Source organism: Dickeya ananatis (assembly GCF_019464615.1).
Taxonomy (GTDB): Bacteria; Pseudomonadota; Gammaproteobacteria; order Enterobacterales; family Enterobacteriaceae; genus Dickeya; species Dickeya oryzae.
The window spans coordinates 3,761,119-3,774,898 of record NZ_CP040816.1; the positions used below are offsets into that span (position 1 = coordinate 3,761,119).

Annotated in this window: 14 protein-coding genes; 6 read left to right on the forward strand and 8 right to left on the reverse strand. The window is 53.6% G+C overall.

Annotation, left to right across the window (positions count from 1 at the left end; all coding sequences use genetic code 11):
* The first annotated feature begins 20 nt into the window (after positions 1–20).
* Together arcC and argF (FGI04_RS16700) are read left to right on the forward strand one after the other, a co-directional pair.
* Positions 21–974, forward strand: a complete 954-nt coding sequence (gene arcC, locus FGI04_RS16695) for a carbamate kinase (RefSeq protein WP_342698921.1) — start codon at positions 21–23, stop codon at positions 972–974.
* Between the two features lie 99 nt (positions 975–1,073).
* Positions 1,074–2,078, forward strand: a complete 1,005-nt coding sequence (gene argF / locus FGI04_RS16700) for an ornithine carbamoyltransferase (protein WP_407337018.1) — start codon at positions 1,074–1,076, stop codon at positions 2,076–2,078.
* Here the strand turns inward: argF (FGI04_RS16700) and FGI04_RS16705 are convergent.
* Positions 2,053–2,196, reverse strand: coding sequence for a hypothetical protein (locus FGI04_RS16705; protein ID WP_407337019.1), 144 nt, complete (start codon positions 2,194–2,196; stop codon positions 2,053–2,055). The genes argF (FGI04_RS16700) and FGI04_RS16705 overlap by 26 nt on opposite strands.
* Between FGI04_RS16705 and FGI04_RS16710 the strand changes: the two genes are divergently transcribed.
* Positions 2,187–3,590, forward strand: coding sequence for a YfcC family protein (locus FGI04_RS16710; RefSeq protein ID WP_342698923.1), 1,404 nt, complete (start codon positions 2,187–2,189; stop codon positions 3,588–3,590). The two genes, FGI04_RS16705 and FGI04_RS16710, sit on opposite strands and share 10 nt — an antisense overlap.
* Before the next feature lie 155 nt (positions 3,591–3,745).
* A complete protein-coding gene (locus tag FGI04_RS16715) occupies positions 3,746–4,243 on the forward strand; it encodes an arginine repressor (RefSeq protein WP_342698924.1) in 498 nt (165 codons plus the stop codon).
* A 200-nt stretch (positions 4,244–4,443) separates the two neighbouring features.
* Here the strand turns inward: FGI04_RS16715 and FGI04_RS16720 are convergent, their stop codons facing one another.
* The 4 genes from FGI04_RS16720 to FGI04_RS16735 all read right to left on the reverse strand — a co-directional run bounded on the left by FGI04_RS16720 (position 4,444) and on the right by FGI04_RS16735 (position 8,676).
* A complete protein-coding gene (locus tag FGI04_RS16720; RefSeq protein ID WP_407337020.1) occupies positions 4,444–6,063 on the reverse strand; it encodes a methyl-accepting chemotaxis protein in 1,620 nt (539 codons plus the stop codon).
* 141 nt (positions 6,064–6,204) lie between these two features.
* Positions 6,205–7,272: an alpha/beta fold hydrolase gene (locus tag FGI04_RS16725; protein ID WP_342698926.1), complete on the reverse strand. Its 1,068-nt coding sequence runs from the start codon at positions 7,270–7,272 to the stop codon at positions 6,205–6,207.
* A 310-nt stretch (positions 7,273–7,582) separates the two neighbouring features.
* Positions 7,583–8,065, reverse strand: a complete 483-nt coding sequence (locus FGI04_RS16730) for a GNAT family N-acetyltransferase (protein ID WP_342699013.1) — start codon at positions 8,063–8,065, stop codon at positions 7,583–7,585.
* A gap of 23 nt (positions 8,066–8,088) precedes the next feature.
* Positions 8,089–8,676 carry a helix-turn-helix domain-containing protein gene (locus tag FGI04_RS16735; RefSeq protein ID WP_407337021.1) on the reverse strand — a complete coding sequence of 196 codons (588 nt, stop codon included), beginning with the start codon at positions 8,674–8,676 and terminating at the stop codon, positions 8,089–8,091.
* Positions 8,677–8,950: 274 nt separating this feature from the next.
* Here FGI04_RS16735 and FGI04_RS16740 point away from each other — a divergent pair, with 274 nt between their 5' ends.
* Complete coding sequence (locus FGI04_RS16740; protein WP_342698928.1) at positions 8,951–9,454, forward strand: GNAT family N-acetyltransferase; 504 nt, start codon at positions 8,951–8,953, stop codon at positions 9,452–9,454.
* 120 nt (positions 9,455–9,574) lie between these two features.
* On the opposite strand, the gene rraB is transcribed toward FGI04_RS16740, so the two are convergent.
* Positions 9,575–10,006 (reverse strand): ribonuclease E inhibitor RraB, encoded by a 432-nt coding sequence (gene rraB, locus FGI04_RS16745; RefSeq protein WP_342698929.1) that lies wholly within the window; start codon positions 10,004–10,006, stop codon positions 9,575–9,577.
* Between the two features lie 162 nt (positions 10,007–10,168).
* Here rraB and argF (FGI04_RS16750) point away from each other — a divergent pair, with 162 nt between their 5' ends.
* A complete protein-coding gene (argF, locus tag FGI04_RS16750; RefSeq protein WP_407274709.1) occupies positions 10,169–11,185 on the forward strand; it encodes an ornithine carbamoyltransferase in 1,017 nt (338 codons plus the stop codon).
* Between the two features lie 152 nt (positions 11,186–11,337).
* Here the strand turns inward: argF (FGI04_RS16750) and FGI04_RS16755 are convergent, their stop codons facing one another.
* Entirely contained in the window at positions 11,338–12,774 is a 1,437-nt protein-coding gene (locus FGI04_RS16755) for a 6-phospho-beta-glucosidase (protein ID WP_342698931.1), read from the reverse strand.
* Between the two features lie 265 nt (positions 12,775–13,039).
* Positions 13,040–13,507: a NanQ anomerase/TabA/YiaL family protein gene (locus FGI04_RS16760; protein ID WP_012883124.1), complete on the reverse strand. Its 468-nt coding sequence runs from the start codon at positions 13,505–13,507 to the stop codon at positions 13,040–13,042.
* Positions 13,508–13,780: the final 273 nt, after the last annotated feature.

The following is a 13,780-nucleotide window of genomic DNA, read 5'->3' on the forward strand; positions in this document are numbered from 1 at the left end:
CCGCCGACAGGAGAATGATTATGACAACTCCCACCCTAACAAAGTCTGACATGGTCGCCGTGACCAAACCCACCCTGGTCGTCGCGCTGGGGGGCAACGCGTTGCTGAAACGCGGCGAACCGCTGGAAGCCGATATTCAGCAACATAATATTATTCAGGCCGCCCGGATCATTGCCGAGCTGACGGAACAATGGAATGTCGTACTGGTGCATGGCAACGGGCCACAGGTCGGCCTGCTGGCGTTACAAAACAACGCCTATTCCGCTGTGACCCCCTACCCGCTGGATATTTTGGGGGCGGAAAGCCAGGGGATGATTGGCTATCTGCTAGAGCAAGCGCTCAGAAACACGCTGCCGCAACGTGAGATCAGTACGTTGTTGACACAGGTGGAGGTCGATCCTCGCGATCCGGCCTTCGGCCAGCCGACAAAATATATCGGCCCGGTCTACCAGCAGGAATACGCCGATGCCATTCACCGGGAAAAAGGTTGGACCATGAAAGCCGATGGTCAGCATTTCCGCCGCGTCGTCCCCTCACCACAGCCGCAGCGGATAGTCGAAAGTGAAGCCATAGCCGCTCTCATTGCCCGCAACCATCTGGTGATTTGCAACGGTGGAGGCGGCGTGCCCGTCACCCGTGACAGCAACGGGCAGCTATCGGGCGTCGAAGCGGTGATTGATAAGGATCTCTCCGCAGCCATGCTGGCGCGTCAAATACACGCTGACGCCTTGCTTATTCTAACCGACGCCGATGCGGTCTACCTCGACTGGGGCAAAGCGAGCCAGCAACCGTTACACAAAGTCACACCTGGTGACCTGGCCGGTATGTCTTTCGATGCAGGTTCGATGGGCCCCAAAATTGCCGCCGCCTGTGAGTTTGTTAATCACTGCCATGCCGTCGCCGGCATCGGTTCACTAACAGATGGGACGGCCATTCTGGCCGGGCAAAAAGGTACGCTGATCCGTTTCGCATAAATACCACTTTGTTAATCAGCCGCTATTCAGCGGTCGGGGATATTTTGCGCCCGTCGAATGACGAATTTATTTATCTAAATGATTTTAAAGGAATAAAAAATGTCTATTAATCTTTATAACCGCCATTTCCTTAAATTGCTGGATTTTACACCGGCGGAAATTCAGCACCTGATTAACCTCGCCATGAAGTTGAAAAAAGCAAAATACAACGGTACAGAGCAGGCGAAATTAACCGGTAAAAATATTGCGCTGATCTTTGAAAAAACCTCAACACGTACCCGCTGTGCGTTTGAGGTCGCCGCCTTTGATCAAGGCGCACAGGTCACCTATCTCGGTCCAAGCGGTTCACAAATCGGCCATAAAGAGTCTATGAAAGATACGGCCCGCGTGCTGGGAAGAATGTACGACGGTATCGAATACCGTGGATTTGGTCAGTCGATCGTTGAGGAACTGGCTCGCTTTGCCGGCGTCCCCGTGTGGAACGGCCTGACTGACGAATTCCACCCGACACAAATTCTGGCTGACCTGATGACCATGCTGGAGCACTCGCCTGGCAAGCAACTCGGCCAGTTGGCTTTCGCCTATCTGGGCGATGCCCGTAACAATATGGGGAATTCGTTGATGGTGGGTGCGGCCAAGATGGGCATGGATATCCGGCTGGTCGCCCCGCGAGCCTACTGGCCCGATGAGAAGCTGGTCCAACAGTGCCGGGATATCGCCAGTCAGACCGGCGGTCGGATCATGCTGACGGAGTATGTTGATGAAGGGGGGGTGGGCGTTGATTTTCTCTATACGGATGTATGGGTATCGATGGGCGAACCCAAAGCGGCCTGGGCCGAACGGGTCAGTCTGATGAAACCGTACCAGATTAACCGCGCAGTGGTAGACGCCACCGGCAACCCGCAGGTGAAATTCATGCACTGCCTGCCCGCTTTTCATAACGAGCACACGCTGCTCGGCCATGAGATTGAACAAACCTACCACCTTAAAGGACTGGAAGTGACGGAGGAGGTGTTCGAGTCGGATTACTCCATTGTTTTCGACGAAGCCGAAAACCGTATGCACACCATTAAAGCCATCATGGTTGCCACACTGGCTGGCTAAACCCGGCACCGGCCGGGGGAGATAACGCCTCTTGCGCTTCCCCCGGCATGCCGTTAGCGACGATTTGCCCCCCACCAGCGCGCCACACACCGCGCAAGGAAGTCAATGATGAAAACATTCAAATTCCCTTCGGCTTATACCATTTTATTTCTGCTTATCGCATGCATGGCGGCGCTCAGTTGGATTATTCCCGCCGGACAATACCAGATGGTCATGAATGACAAGCTGGGCAAACCGGTGCCACTAGCCGGAACCTGGCATCCGGTGGCAACCAGGCCGCAAGGTATTACAGACGTGCTGCTGGCCCCCGTTGACGGGTTATATAACCACCGGACCAACGAGGCCGGTGCCATTGATGTGGCGCTATTTATTCTGATTATTGGCGGTTTTCTTGGCATCGTAACCAAAACCGGGGCGATTGATGCCGGGATAGAACGTGTTACTACCAGATTAACAGGACGCGAAGAGTGGATGATCCCTATTCTGATGGCGCTATTTGCCGCCGGAGGTACCATCTATGGCATGGCGGAAGAATCATTGCCTTTTTACAGCCTGATGGTTCCGATCATGCTGGCCGCCGGTTTTGATTCCATAGTAGCGGCGGCAACCATCCTGTTGGGTGCAGGTATTGGCACGCTCGGTTCCACCATCAACCCCTTTGCTACCGTGATTGCGGCTAACGCAGCGGGAATAACGTTTACGGCCGGTATCGGTTTACGCATCGTCATCCTGATTATTGGCTGGTTAATTTGTGTGGCTTACGTCATGCGCTATGCGCGCAAAGTGAAGCGCGATCCGTCAGCGTCACTGGTCGCCGACCAGTGGGAAGCCGATCGCGCGCATTTTTTGGCGAATAAAGGTCATGCCATGCTGCCCTTTACCATCACACGCAAAATCGTACTGATCATTTTTGCACTGGCTTTCGCCATCATGATTTACGGCGTGTCCGTCCGCGGCTGGTGGATGGGAGAAATCTCCGGCGTTTTTCTGGCTTCATCGATTATCATCGGACTAATTGCACGCATGAGCGAAGCCGAACTCACCTCAACCTTTATCGACGGTGCCAGAGATCTGCTGGGGGTAGCGCTCATTATCGGGATCGCGCGCGGCATTGTGGTGATTATGGATAACGGCATGATCACCCATACCATTCTCAATCAGGCGGAAATAGCGATGAGCGGCCTGTCATCGGTGTTGTTTATCAACGTCATGTTTGCGCTGGAAATACTGCTCTCTTTTTTAGTACCGTCATCCTCCGGCCTGGCGGTACTCACTATGCCCATCATGGCACCGCTGGCCGATTTTGCTCACGTCGGACGCGAGCTGGTTGTTACGGCTTATCAATCCGCTTCCGGTGTGGTCAATCTGATTACACCAACCTCTGCGGTGGTGATGGGGGGACTGGCGATTTCTCATGTGCCTTACGTACGCTGGTTGCGGTGGGTTTCTCCTTTGCTGATAACGCTGACCCTGTTGCTGATGGTCAGCCTGAGCCTGGGAACACACGGCTAACTCCCAGGCGAACCACAGACAAACGGCCCGTCTTCCCTGATATAACCAATTTTATTGCCGTTTAGCCCCCTTTTTTATAGCTGACATATGAATTGACGTAGCTAACCCTCTATTTCCTATAAATTTGGCACTCAATTTTCTACAGGATTGTAGTTATGGTGAAAAAATCTCAAACCACACTGGATAAGGAACAGGCGCAGCTTGCACTTTGCCAACAGCTTATTATTGGCAATAGCTACCGTTCTCAGGAACATATCAAGCAGGCAATGCAGCAGCATGGATACCGGGATATTAGTCAATCCACTATTTCCCGGCTTTTGAGGTTGCTTGGAGTAGTCAAAGTCAGAAACGCCAAAGGGCAGAAAATTTATGCGCTGGGCCCGCAAGCACAACCCGAGCCGGATGTTTCCCGCCCGATTGCCGATATGGTGGTACATGTTGTGCATAACGATGAATTTATCCTGGTCTCGGTGGTCTCCGGGTATGCCCGGGCCGTTGCCAGAGTGATTGATCATCGCGCATTGCCGGAGGTATTGGGTGTAGTCGCTACCAGCAACATCGTCTGGATCGCCCCGCGGGATACGCGCAACATTCTGCGACTACATCGCCAGATTCTCCATACGCTGGAGCTTGAAGCGGTATATACCGAATAGATGCCGGATGGCAGGCGGTGGTCGGAAACGGATAGCTCGCAGCCAACACACCGACCACGAGGCAGACGAAAGAGATACATCAGATCAATCACCGACCATGTACCCGGCAACAACCGCCGGGTTCTTTTTGTCTATCCCATCCTCACCAGACTCGCGACGTGATGGCCGAACGTCGCGAGTTCCTCCCCCCGGACAACGCGTTACCGGCCCCCCGTAATGGCAAGGTGGCGATGAAATACGGGCGTATTGGTTTGCGGCGTCTGGCTATCATCCTCAATGCGGAAACTGGCTATCGACTGTTGCAGGTGCGTCACCTGCGCCTGTAGCGAGCTGGCCGCCGTCGCCACCTCAGCCACCAGGCTGGCGTTCTGCTGGGTCACACCGTCCATCTGAGTGATCGCGATATTGATCTGCGAAATCCCCCGGCTCTGTTCGCCGGAAGACAGCATGATCTCACCCATGATATCCACCACTTTGCGGACATCCGACAGGATCTCATCCATAGTCTTACCGGCCATTTCCACCAGCCCGGCACCTTTTTCAATGCGGCTTAGCGAGTTATCGATCATAGAACCGATCTCTTTGGCCGCCGTAGCACTACGTTGCGCCAGGGTACGCACTTCGGATGCCACCACCGCAAAGCCTTTACCCTGCTCCCCTGCCCGTGCCGCTTCCACCGCGGCGTTCAGCGCCAGCAGGTTGGTCTGAAAGGCGATACCGTCAATCACACCGACGATATCGGAAATACGGGCTGAGCTCTGCTGGATAGAACGCATGGTATCGACCACTTCCGTTACCACATTGCCACCACGAGAAGCGGAATCCGACGCTTTCTGCGCCAGATCGTTGGCTTTACGCGTGTTGTCTTCATTGTTGCTGACCGTGGACAGAATCTGCTCCATGCTGGAAGCCGTTTCATCCAGCGACGCCGCCTGCTGTTCAGTACGGCTGGAGAGATCAATGTTGCCGGAAGCAATCTCTTCAACGCCGACGCTGATGGCGTCGGTGCCGTTGCGTACCGCCCGCACCATGTTTTCCAGCCCGTCGCGCATATGCTGTACCGCACCGAACAACTGAGCAATTTCGTTGTTGCCGCGAATCTCAATGTTGGCGCGCAGGTCACCTTGCGCAATACGACCAAACACGCTAATCGCCTGATTGAGCGGTTTCACCACCAGGTTGGTGAGAATCGACCAGGCCAGCGCCGCCAGCACCAACGCACAAACGATCACCACCGACAGAATGACCTGCATGCGGCTGACACGTTCGTTAGAATCGCTGTAAGCCTCGTCAATGCTCTGACGTTTGTACTGCACCAGCTTTTTCGACGCGTTGTCAAAGTCGGCGTACAGCGTGGTAGATTTCCCGGCACGCTGCCGGTAATCATCCAGATTCCCTGCTTCCAGCGCAGTAAACGCCGGGTTGATGAACTCATTCATCAGGGTGCCGCGTTTGTTAGCCATATCGGAAGAGATGACTTTTTCCGGTTCAGATTGCGGGTAAGTCAGGTATTCCTGCCATTTTTTACCGGCATCATCAATTTTGCCTCTGGCACGCTTGAGCGCCACGGAGGCCGCCTCTTTATCCCCTTTTCCCATCAGGGATTCATACAGCCGTAAATCCAGACGGGCGCGCAATAGCAATTCCGAGCTTTCATTTAACGCGACCAGCCCCGGCAGCACCACCGTATCCACACGCGCGAACGACTTATTCCCCGACTGAACGGCAACCAGCCCCAGCACGCCGACAATTAACGACAGTACTGCCAAAGAAAACACCATAATACTGAGTGTTGTGCGGATCTTGATCTTACGAAACATAATTGTCCCTGCTGTTTGGTCAATGAAAAACCATGAGCTTCAACTCACACGTAAACCGCAACAAAAATGAAAAGGAAATATCATGAAAGGAAGGGCCGACATGATTATGTTTAGGCGTCGGCCCGTTACGGTTACTTTTTGTTATTGCTTATGGGCGGGTACCGCGGCCAAAAATTCACCCAACTTATTTTTATAAAACTTCGCCGACATCATGGTGGCATGACCGCTGGTTTCCTTACTTGCCGGAATCAAAAATAATTCGGCATGCTTCACTTTCTTAAGCTCACTTTCCAATATTCCTGTTTCAACTGGATTACGCTCATCATCAGCGGAGTTAATGACCAGCAATGGCGCTTTGATACGGCCCAATTCCGGTGAAGCGTTGTAATCCGCCGAGGAATTCCAGATGTAAATAAAGTCGTTAGCATCGGCCGTGACAGGGGCAGCCAGACGCTCATCGACCAGTTTGTCCGCCAGCGCACGCGTCGGTGCCTTGCTCTGATAGCTTAACGTACCACCCGTGGTGGCGATGCTAAACATGATGTTGGCCGTCTGCAATGACGGCGGTTGCGTGGTGTAGTCACCGTTTTTCCATGCAGGATCGCGCTTGATGGTTTCAATTAACATCCGGCGCAGCATCCAGTTACGGCCAGATAATTCATTCGGCTGTGATGCCATCGGCACCAGCGCATCCATCATATCCGGGTATTTTTCACCCCACATCCAGGTTTGCATCCCGCCCATCGAGTACCCCATCACCAAACGTAGATGGGTAATACCGAGACCTTCGGTCAACAGCCGATATTGCGCCAGCACCATATCGTTGTAGTCATATTGCGGGAATTTAGTGCGTAGACCGTCAGACGGTTTGGCGGATTTTCCGGAGCCGATGCTTTCGGGAATAATGATGAAATACTTGCTGGCATCCAGCGGTTGACCGGGGCCGAATAACTCACCGCCAAAACCCGCCGCCAATAATGCACTCACCGGCTGATTCGTCCCATGCAGCAATAAGACCGCCGGCTTCTTACTGTCACCCAAGGTGTAATAATGGATACGGAGATGATTGATGGTTTCTCCGGTATGGAATCGGAATTCAGGCGCGACCCAATTCCCTTCTTGTGGCTGTAATGTTTGTGCGGTCGAAAAAGAGGAAAAAACGAGCAACAACATCAGAGCAGCCAGCCGAGACAACAAGCGGTTAACCATAAAACAACGCTTCCGTAATCATAGACGAGGGGCTTTGATGTTAATATTTCCCGTAAAATATCCCAATAACGCTCGCTGACTAATGATTAAAAAAATAATTATATGCCGATGATTTTAGTTATATCGGCATATAATTTAACCTTAAAGAATAATCACAAAATAATCCGTATCACCGTTCTGCGCAGGCACGCCATGTGTAGCATAAAGAGCGCCTGACGTTCCCTACTGGCTGTCGATATTGTCGTCTGTGGACAAAGAAGTACAGAAATCAGGCGTCAAAACAGCATTGTTATTACAGCGATAATTGCCATCACAGCGATAAATGCAGGAACTGATTGAATTCGCTGGCCGTATACTCAGCAAACGCACCGCCATTAACAAAACCGTGTTTACGATACAACGTCAGGGCGGGTTCAAACGCCGGGCCGCGGCCCGTTTCCAGACTCAGGCGTGGCACACCACGTCGGCGGGCCTCATCCACAATGTGCGCCAGCAGATAGCCCGCCACCCCCTGACGTAAGCACTGCGGATGGGTGCGCATGGACTTCAGTTCTCCGCTACCATCCGTCAGCATTTTCAACGCGCCGATACCGGCTATCTGCTCGCCACGCCAGACGCTCCAGAACGTAATATCCGGCGACTGCAGGCCGGACAAATCCAGTGCGAACACACTTTCTGGCGGCGAATTATCGTGCATTCCCGCCAGATGCAGGGCCACCAGTGCTCGGGTTGCCTCACCAGTCAGGTCATCAATGCGAATCGTCAGCGGTTGCTGCCGGGATGTCTCTGTCATCATTCAACTCCTTAGCAAAACAGTCAGGGGGTGCAAATCGCTATCAGGTAACGAACCGAGTCAGGACCGGGATTATGAAACCCCGAGCGGCCATACAGGCGATAACGCAGGCTGTCTTGTGGGCCAAGCGTGTGGATAACGCCTTCCAGCGTTATTGTCAGTTGACCGTCCAGCACATACAGGTGGTGTTCCAGCCCCGCGAGTGGCGGCGCGTTATAGTCGATACGTGCACCCGCTGGTAACTCGCCGTGAATCATTTCGGCCCGAAAACCAGCGGAAGATGGGGAAACGACACGACGGATAAACCCGGTTTCCGGGTCAACCCACACCGGCTGTTGCGTGACGCTCAGCTTCTGGGGCAACGGGAGTTCGACTTCAGCCAATAGCCCCGACAGCGTGCAGCCGTATACCGCACACAAGCGGCCCAGCAATACCGCCGTCGGGCTCGACTCCAGACGCTCCAGACGCGATAAGGTCGCCCGGCTGATGCCGCTGCGCTGCGACAGTTCGTCCAGCGACCAGTTGCGCTCACGGCGCAGTGCCGCCAGCCGTTCAGCCAGACGACGATCCGTTTCGCAAAGGCGATCGGTTTCAGAAAGGGAAGGTTCCATCGCGTCTCCTGAATATCAATTTTGATAAAAAATCCCACATATGAGAATTTAGATCAAGATATAATCAAAGAGAAACCTCATCAAACCACAGCCTTCGGGTGACAACCTGCTGTTTCCCCCCCGGGTTGCGCTTTTCACAACACGCCGTTATCAATAACAGGTTTTGAGGCGGCACATCGGTGCGTATAATCGCCGATGCATATCACATCGGAGCACGTCAGCCTGTTGCCGACGTTTTCGACCTGACCGGATTCTGCCGATAAGAGTGAGCAACATGACAACTTCAGCGCCAATCTCCCTGCTGACCCGCCCGATTATGGCCACCGACAACGCGGCGATAGCCCGTGTTATTCGCCTGGTTTCCGCTGAATTCGGCCTGACTGCCGACAAAGGGTATACCGTTTCCGACCCTAACCTGGACCAGCTGTTCGAACTCTATTGTCGCCCTGCCAGCGCCTATTGGGTGGTGGAATGTAACGGTGAAGTGGTCGGCGGCGGCGGACTGGCCCCGTTGTCAGGCGGCGAAGCGGATGTCTGTGAATTACAGAAAATGTATTTCCTGCCGCTGGCGCGTGGTAGAGGTATCGCCCGGCAGTTGGCTGAGCAGGCGCTGGCATTTGGCCGTGAGCAAGGGTTTCGCCGCTGTTATCTGGAAACCACCGCACACCTGACCAGTGCTATCACGCTGTATGAAAAGTTGGGTTTTCAACACATTCCGCATGCCATGGGCAACACCGGCCATGTCGACTGTGAAGTCAGGATGTTAAAAATACTGTGATATTAAAACGCTGTGATGCTAACAACACGGTAAAGACGCGGGTGGCATCACAGCACGCAGAAAACGTATCGCCCGGTAAAGGCCGGGCGATACGTTCACAAGATAGTCATTGACCAGGAATTAATGACGTTTGCCGTCATCGTCCTCGTCATAAAAATCTTCGTCTTCACCGAACTCGTCTTCATCGTCTTCGCCGTTCGGGTCTTCAAAGTAGGTGCCCCAACCGTCATAGTTGACCCCATGACGTTCGGCCAGCGACAGCAGTTGTTCCACCTGCTGGTCGATAAGCTCGGCGTTCAGCGCCACTTCGCTGATAGCGTCGCAGCACATCAGTACCACGCCGTCTTCCATTTCCATCTCTTCAGCGTCTGTCACTTCGTAACCCAGCTTGAACGCCTCTACCGCCACTTTCTCCAGTTCTTCAAACTTCTCGGCTGAGAAATGGTGTTCAATGGTGTAGAGCGCATCGGGGTCGCTGCCGTCCTCCAGCAGTTCTTCGATGATCAGGCGGGTCTCTTCACGTTGTTCTTCCAGCAGTTCGCGGTTTGCCATGTCTCAGTCCTCATCAAAGCGGCAAAGATGACAGCCATTTTCCCACAGGCCAGCCTCTCTCTCCACCAGAAAGTTTGAACACGACACTTGAATTTGAATATTTACACATATAAAGTGAATTTTAATTCAACCGAAGTGTTGAGCCACATGGAGAAGACAACGATGAACCCGTTCTATAAACGCCATTTTTTACGGTTGATGGATTTCACCCCCGCTGAAATCAACAGCCTGCTGACCCTCGCCGCCGCCCTCAAAACGACTAAGAAAAACGGTTCCGAGACTCGCCACCTGCAAGGTAAAAACATCGCACTCATCTTCGAAAAAGATTCGACCCGCACTCGTTGCTCTTTCGAAGTTGCTGCATACGATCAGGGCGCGCAGGTCACTTACCTCGGCCCGAGCGGTAGCCAGATAGGCCACAAAGAATCCATGAAAGACACCGCCCGGGTGCTGGGCCGCATGTATGACGGCATCCAGTATCGTGGCTACGGTCAGGTGCTGGTGGAAACGCTGGCGGAGTTTTCCGGCGTGCCTGTGTGGAACGGGCTGACCAATGAATTTCACCCAACCCAGTTGCTGGCGGATCTGCTGACCATGCAGGAACACCTGCCGGGCAAACCGCTGTCAGGCATGAAGCTGGCCTACGTGGGCGATACCCGCAATAACATGGGCAACAGTATGCTGGAAGCGGCCGCCATCACCGGGCTGGAGCTAAGATTGATCGCGCCGAAAGCCTGCTGGCCAGATGCGGGGCTGGTAGCGGAATGCCAGGCAGCAGCAGCCAAAACTGGCGGTTCGATCACGCTGACAGAAGATGTCGTGAGCGGAGTCAACGGCGTGGACTTTATCTACACCGACGTGTGGGTTTCGATGGGTGAACCGAAAGAAGTGTGGCAACAGCGTATCGACCTGCTGCGGCCGTATCAGGTCAACGCCGCGATGATTGCCGCCACCGGCAACCCGCAGGTGAAATTCCTGCACTGCCTGCCGGCATTTCACGACGATCACACCACCCTTGGCAAGCAAATGGCCGAACAGTATGGTTTGCACAACGGCATGGAAGTCACCAACGACGTGTTTGAATCAGCCCACAGCATTGTGTTTGATCAGGCGGAAAACCGCATGCACACCATCAAAGCGGTGATGGTCGCGACATTGAGCCAGAGCGTTGAACTGTAAGATCGTTGAACTGTGTAGAGTCGAGCTGTCAGCCTGCCAACAGCCGCGCTATTGCTGTCATATCGGCGATATCCATGATATCGCTCGGTAACGGGGCCAGATAACTGAGGTGTAACCCGCGTTATCCGGCCCACACGCACATCCTGAAATACTTACAGCGCCTCGCCATTTGAGGCGATCACCCGCTGATACCAGTAGAAGGATTTTTTCGGCGTACGTGCCAGCGTTCCAGTGCCGTCATCGTGCTTGTCGACGTAGATAAAACCGTAACGCTTCGCCATCTCACCGGTAGTGAACGACACCAGATCGATACAGCCCCACGGCGTGTACCCCATCAGATCGACGCCATCTTCCCATACCGCCGCCTTCATGGCTTCAATATGTGAGCGCAGGTAATCGATGCGGTAATCATCCTGGCACACGCCGTTCGCGTCCGGCTTGTCGATAGCACCCAGCCCGTTTTCGACAATAAACAGCGGCACTTCATAGCGTTCATACAATGTCACCAGCGCATGGCGCAACCCGGTTGGGTCAATCTGCCATCCCCAGTCGCTGGCTTTCAGGTGCGGATTGGCAATCGACTGCTCGGAACTGCCGTCCATGCTGGCAGCAATGTGATTATGTACATCGTGCTTCACCACGTTCGACATGTAGTAGCTAAACCCAATGTAATCCGACTTGCCTTCCCGAAGGATCTGCTCGTCTTCCGGCTCCATGTGAATGTGGTAACCCTTGAGCGCCCACTCACGCCGGGCATAGGCCGGGTAGTGGCCGCGCACTTGCACGTCGGTGAAATAGAACCGATCGTGCATCGCACGTGTCGCCAGCATCACGTCCTGCGGATGGCAGGAATACGGGTAGTAAGGCACGAAGGCGCACATGCAGCCCACTTTGATATCCGGGTTGATATCATGCGCTTTTTTGACGATCAGCGCGCTGGCGACGAACTGGTGATGCACCGCCTGATACATCGCTTCTTCCGGCTTCGCTTTCTGCGGGAACTTCACCCCGGAACACATCCAGCCGAAAATCTCGGCCGATACATTCTTCTGGTTATTGATCTCGTTAAACGTCATCCAGTATTTCACTTTGTGCTGATAGCGCGCGATAACCGTGGCAGCGAAGTGCACAAAGCAATCCAGCGTCTTGCGGCTCATCCAACCGTCGTACTGCTGCACCAGATGCAACGGCATCTCAAAGTGGCTGAGAGTGAGCACCGGCTCAATGCCGTGTTTGAGTAACTCGTCGATCAGGTCGTCATAAAACTGAAGCCCGGCCTCACACGGCTCGGCCTCATCACCATGAGGAAAAATACGCGTCCAGGCAATGCTGGTACGAAAACACCTAAAACCCATTTCCGCAAACAGCGCAATGTCATCCTTGTAGCGATGATAAAAGTCGATCGCTTCGTGGTTCGGGTAGGACTCGCCGGGGATCACCCCATCGGTAATACGGCGCAGTGTGCCGTGTGCACCGGCGGTGAGCACATCCACCACACTGGGGCCTTTGCCGCCCTCATTCCAGCCACCTTCCAACTGATGCGCGGCTACCGCACCGCCCCATAAAAATCCTGCGGGTAATTGACTCATCTCTTTTCCTCTCACAGAAACTGAAACCGGTTTCAGAGTGCATCAACTTTATCGCTGCTGCAACCGGTTTCATTCATGAATCATAGGTGAAGGAAGAGGAGCCAATACCTGGCAGGATCACGCAAAGAAGGAAAGAAGCAGCACGGCAAGAAAATCAACGATATTGGCATCAACAATTTTGAAATCAACGAGATCGGGAGAGCGCATGGCGCACTCTCCCGCTACAGGTATCCCGTTACAGGCATGACGGCTTGCGGTGGTCGGGTTACCGCACCAGCGTAGCGTCGATTTTCACGACCGCCTTGCGCACATGTGCTGGCTCGCCAACGGCACACAGCGGTTTATGTACTTCACCGGGGAAGAACACCACAAAATCGCCGGTCTGCAGTACCACCTGTTTTTCCTGCTCGCCGGACGGCAGGAAGGCGATATCTTTATCCGCCAGCCAGTCCACATCCGGTTTGCCTGCTGGCAGGTTGCTAAAGGTCATTCCTTCCGTGCCGTTTAGCACAATCTGGATGTCCAGGTATTTGGCGTGATACTCGGCACGGCGTTTCTCAAACGGTTCCGTACTGTCATTCGACACCAGCACAAACACCTTATTGCCGTCGATATCGTGCTTGCCAAGCGGGGTATCGGCGTTGATATGCTGCTTCACATACTCAATCGCCTCACGCAGTTTGGCTGGCAGATAGGGAAATAGATCCAGATGGTCGACATTACCGGTAATCATGACTGCTCCTATAAATAAACAAACTGAAACAACGTTTTGATTCCTTATACTCCTGTCGGCATTACGCTGCCAGCCAGCAAGCGTAAAAAAGTGATCCGAACCGTGCGTTTGAGCGAATAGTGAAACACCTAACCGCAACCGATTGCTCGCCGCGAAAAGACAGCGTTTTTCTGCTTGAATTCACCTCTTCGGCGCGTATAATTCCGGACAATTTGCCGGGAGGGAACATGTCTAACGCTGCTGTCTTTGTGGGTGTCTTACCGCAACTGCCTG

Excerpts from the sequence above, each read along its gene's own strand:
- arcC (WP_342698921.1), top strand. The coding sequence starts at position 21 with ATGACAACTCCCACCCTAACAAAGTCTGACATGGTCGCCGTGACCAAA.
- argF (WP_407337018.1), top strand. The coding sequence starts at position 1,074 with ATGTCTATTAATCTTTATAACCGCCATTTCCTTAAATTGCTGGATTTT.
- FGI04_RS16710 (WP_342698923.1), top strand. The coding sequence starts at position 2,187 with ATGAAAACATTCAAATTCCCTTCGGCTTATACCATTTTATTTCTGCTT.
- FGI04_RS16705 (WP_407337019.1), bottom strand. The coding sequence starts at position 2,196 with ATGTTTTCATCATTGACTTCCTTGCGCGGTGTGTGGCGCGCTGGTGGG.
- FGI04_RS16715 (WP_342698924.1), top strand. The coding sequence starts at position 3,746 with ATGGTGAAAAAATCTCAAACCACACTGGATAAGGAACAGGCGCAGCTT.
- FGI04_RS16720 (WP_407337020.1), bottom strand. The coding sequence starts at position 6,063 with ATGTTTCGTAAGATCAAGATCCGCACAACACTCAGTATTATGGTGTTT.
- FGI04_RS16725 (WP_342698926.1), bottom strand. The coding sequence starts at position 7,272 with ATGGTTAACCGCTTGTTGTCTCGGCTGGCTGCTCTGATGTTGTTGCTC.
- FGI04_RS16730 (WP_342699013.1), bottom strand. The coding sequence starts at position 8,065 with ATGACAGAGACATCCCGGCAGCAACCGCTGACGATTCGCATTGATGAC.
- FGI04_RS16735 (WP_407337021.1), bottom strand. The coding sequence starts at position 8,676 with ATGGAACCTTCCCTTTCTGAAACCGATCGCCTTTGCGAAACGGATCGT.
- FGI04_RS16740 (WP_342698928.1), top strand. The coding sequence starts at position 8,951 with ATGACAACTTCAGCGCCAATCTCCCTGCTGACCCGCCCGATTATGGCC.
- rraB (WP_342698929.1), bottom strand. The coding sequence starts at position 10,006 with ATGGCAAACCGCGAACTGCTGGAAGAACAACGTGAAGAGACCCGCCTG.
- argF (WP_407274709.1), top strand. The coding sequence starts at position 10,169 with ATGAACCCGTTCTATAAACGCCATTTTTTACGGTTGATGGATTTCACC.
- FGI04_RS16755 (WP_342698931.1), bottom strand. The coding sequence starts at position 12,774 with ATGAGTCAATTACCCGCAGGATTTTTATGGGGCGGTGCGGTAGCCGCG.
- FGI04_RS16760 (WP_012883124.1), bottom strand. The coding sequence starts at position 13,507 with ATGATTACCGGTAATGTCGACCATCTGGATCTATTTCCCTATCTGCCA.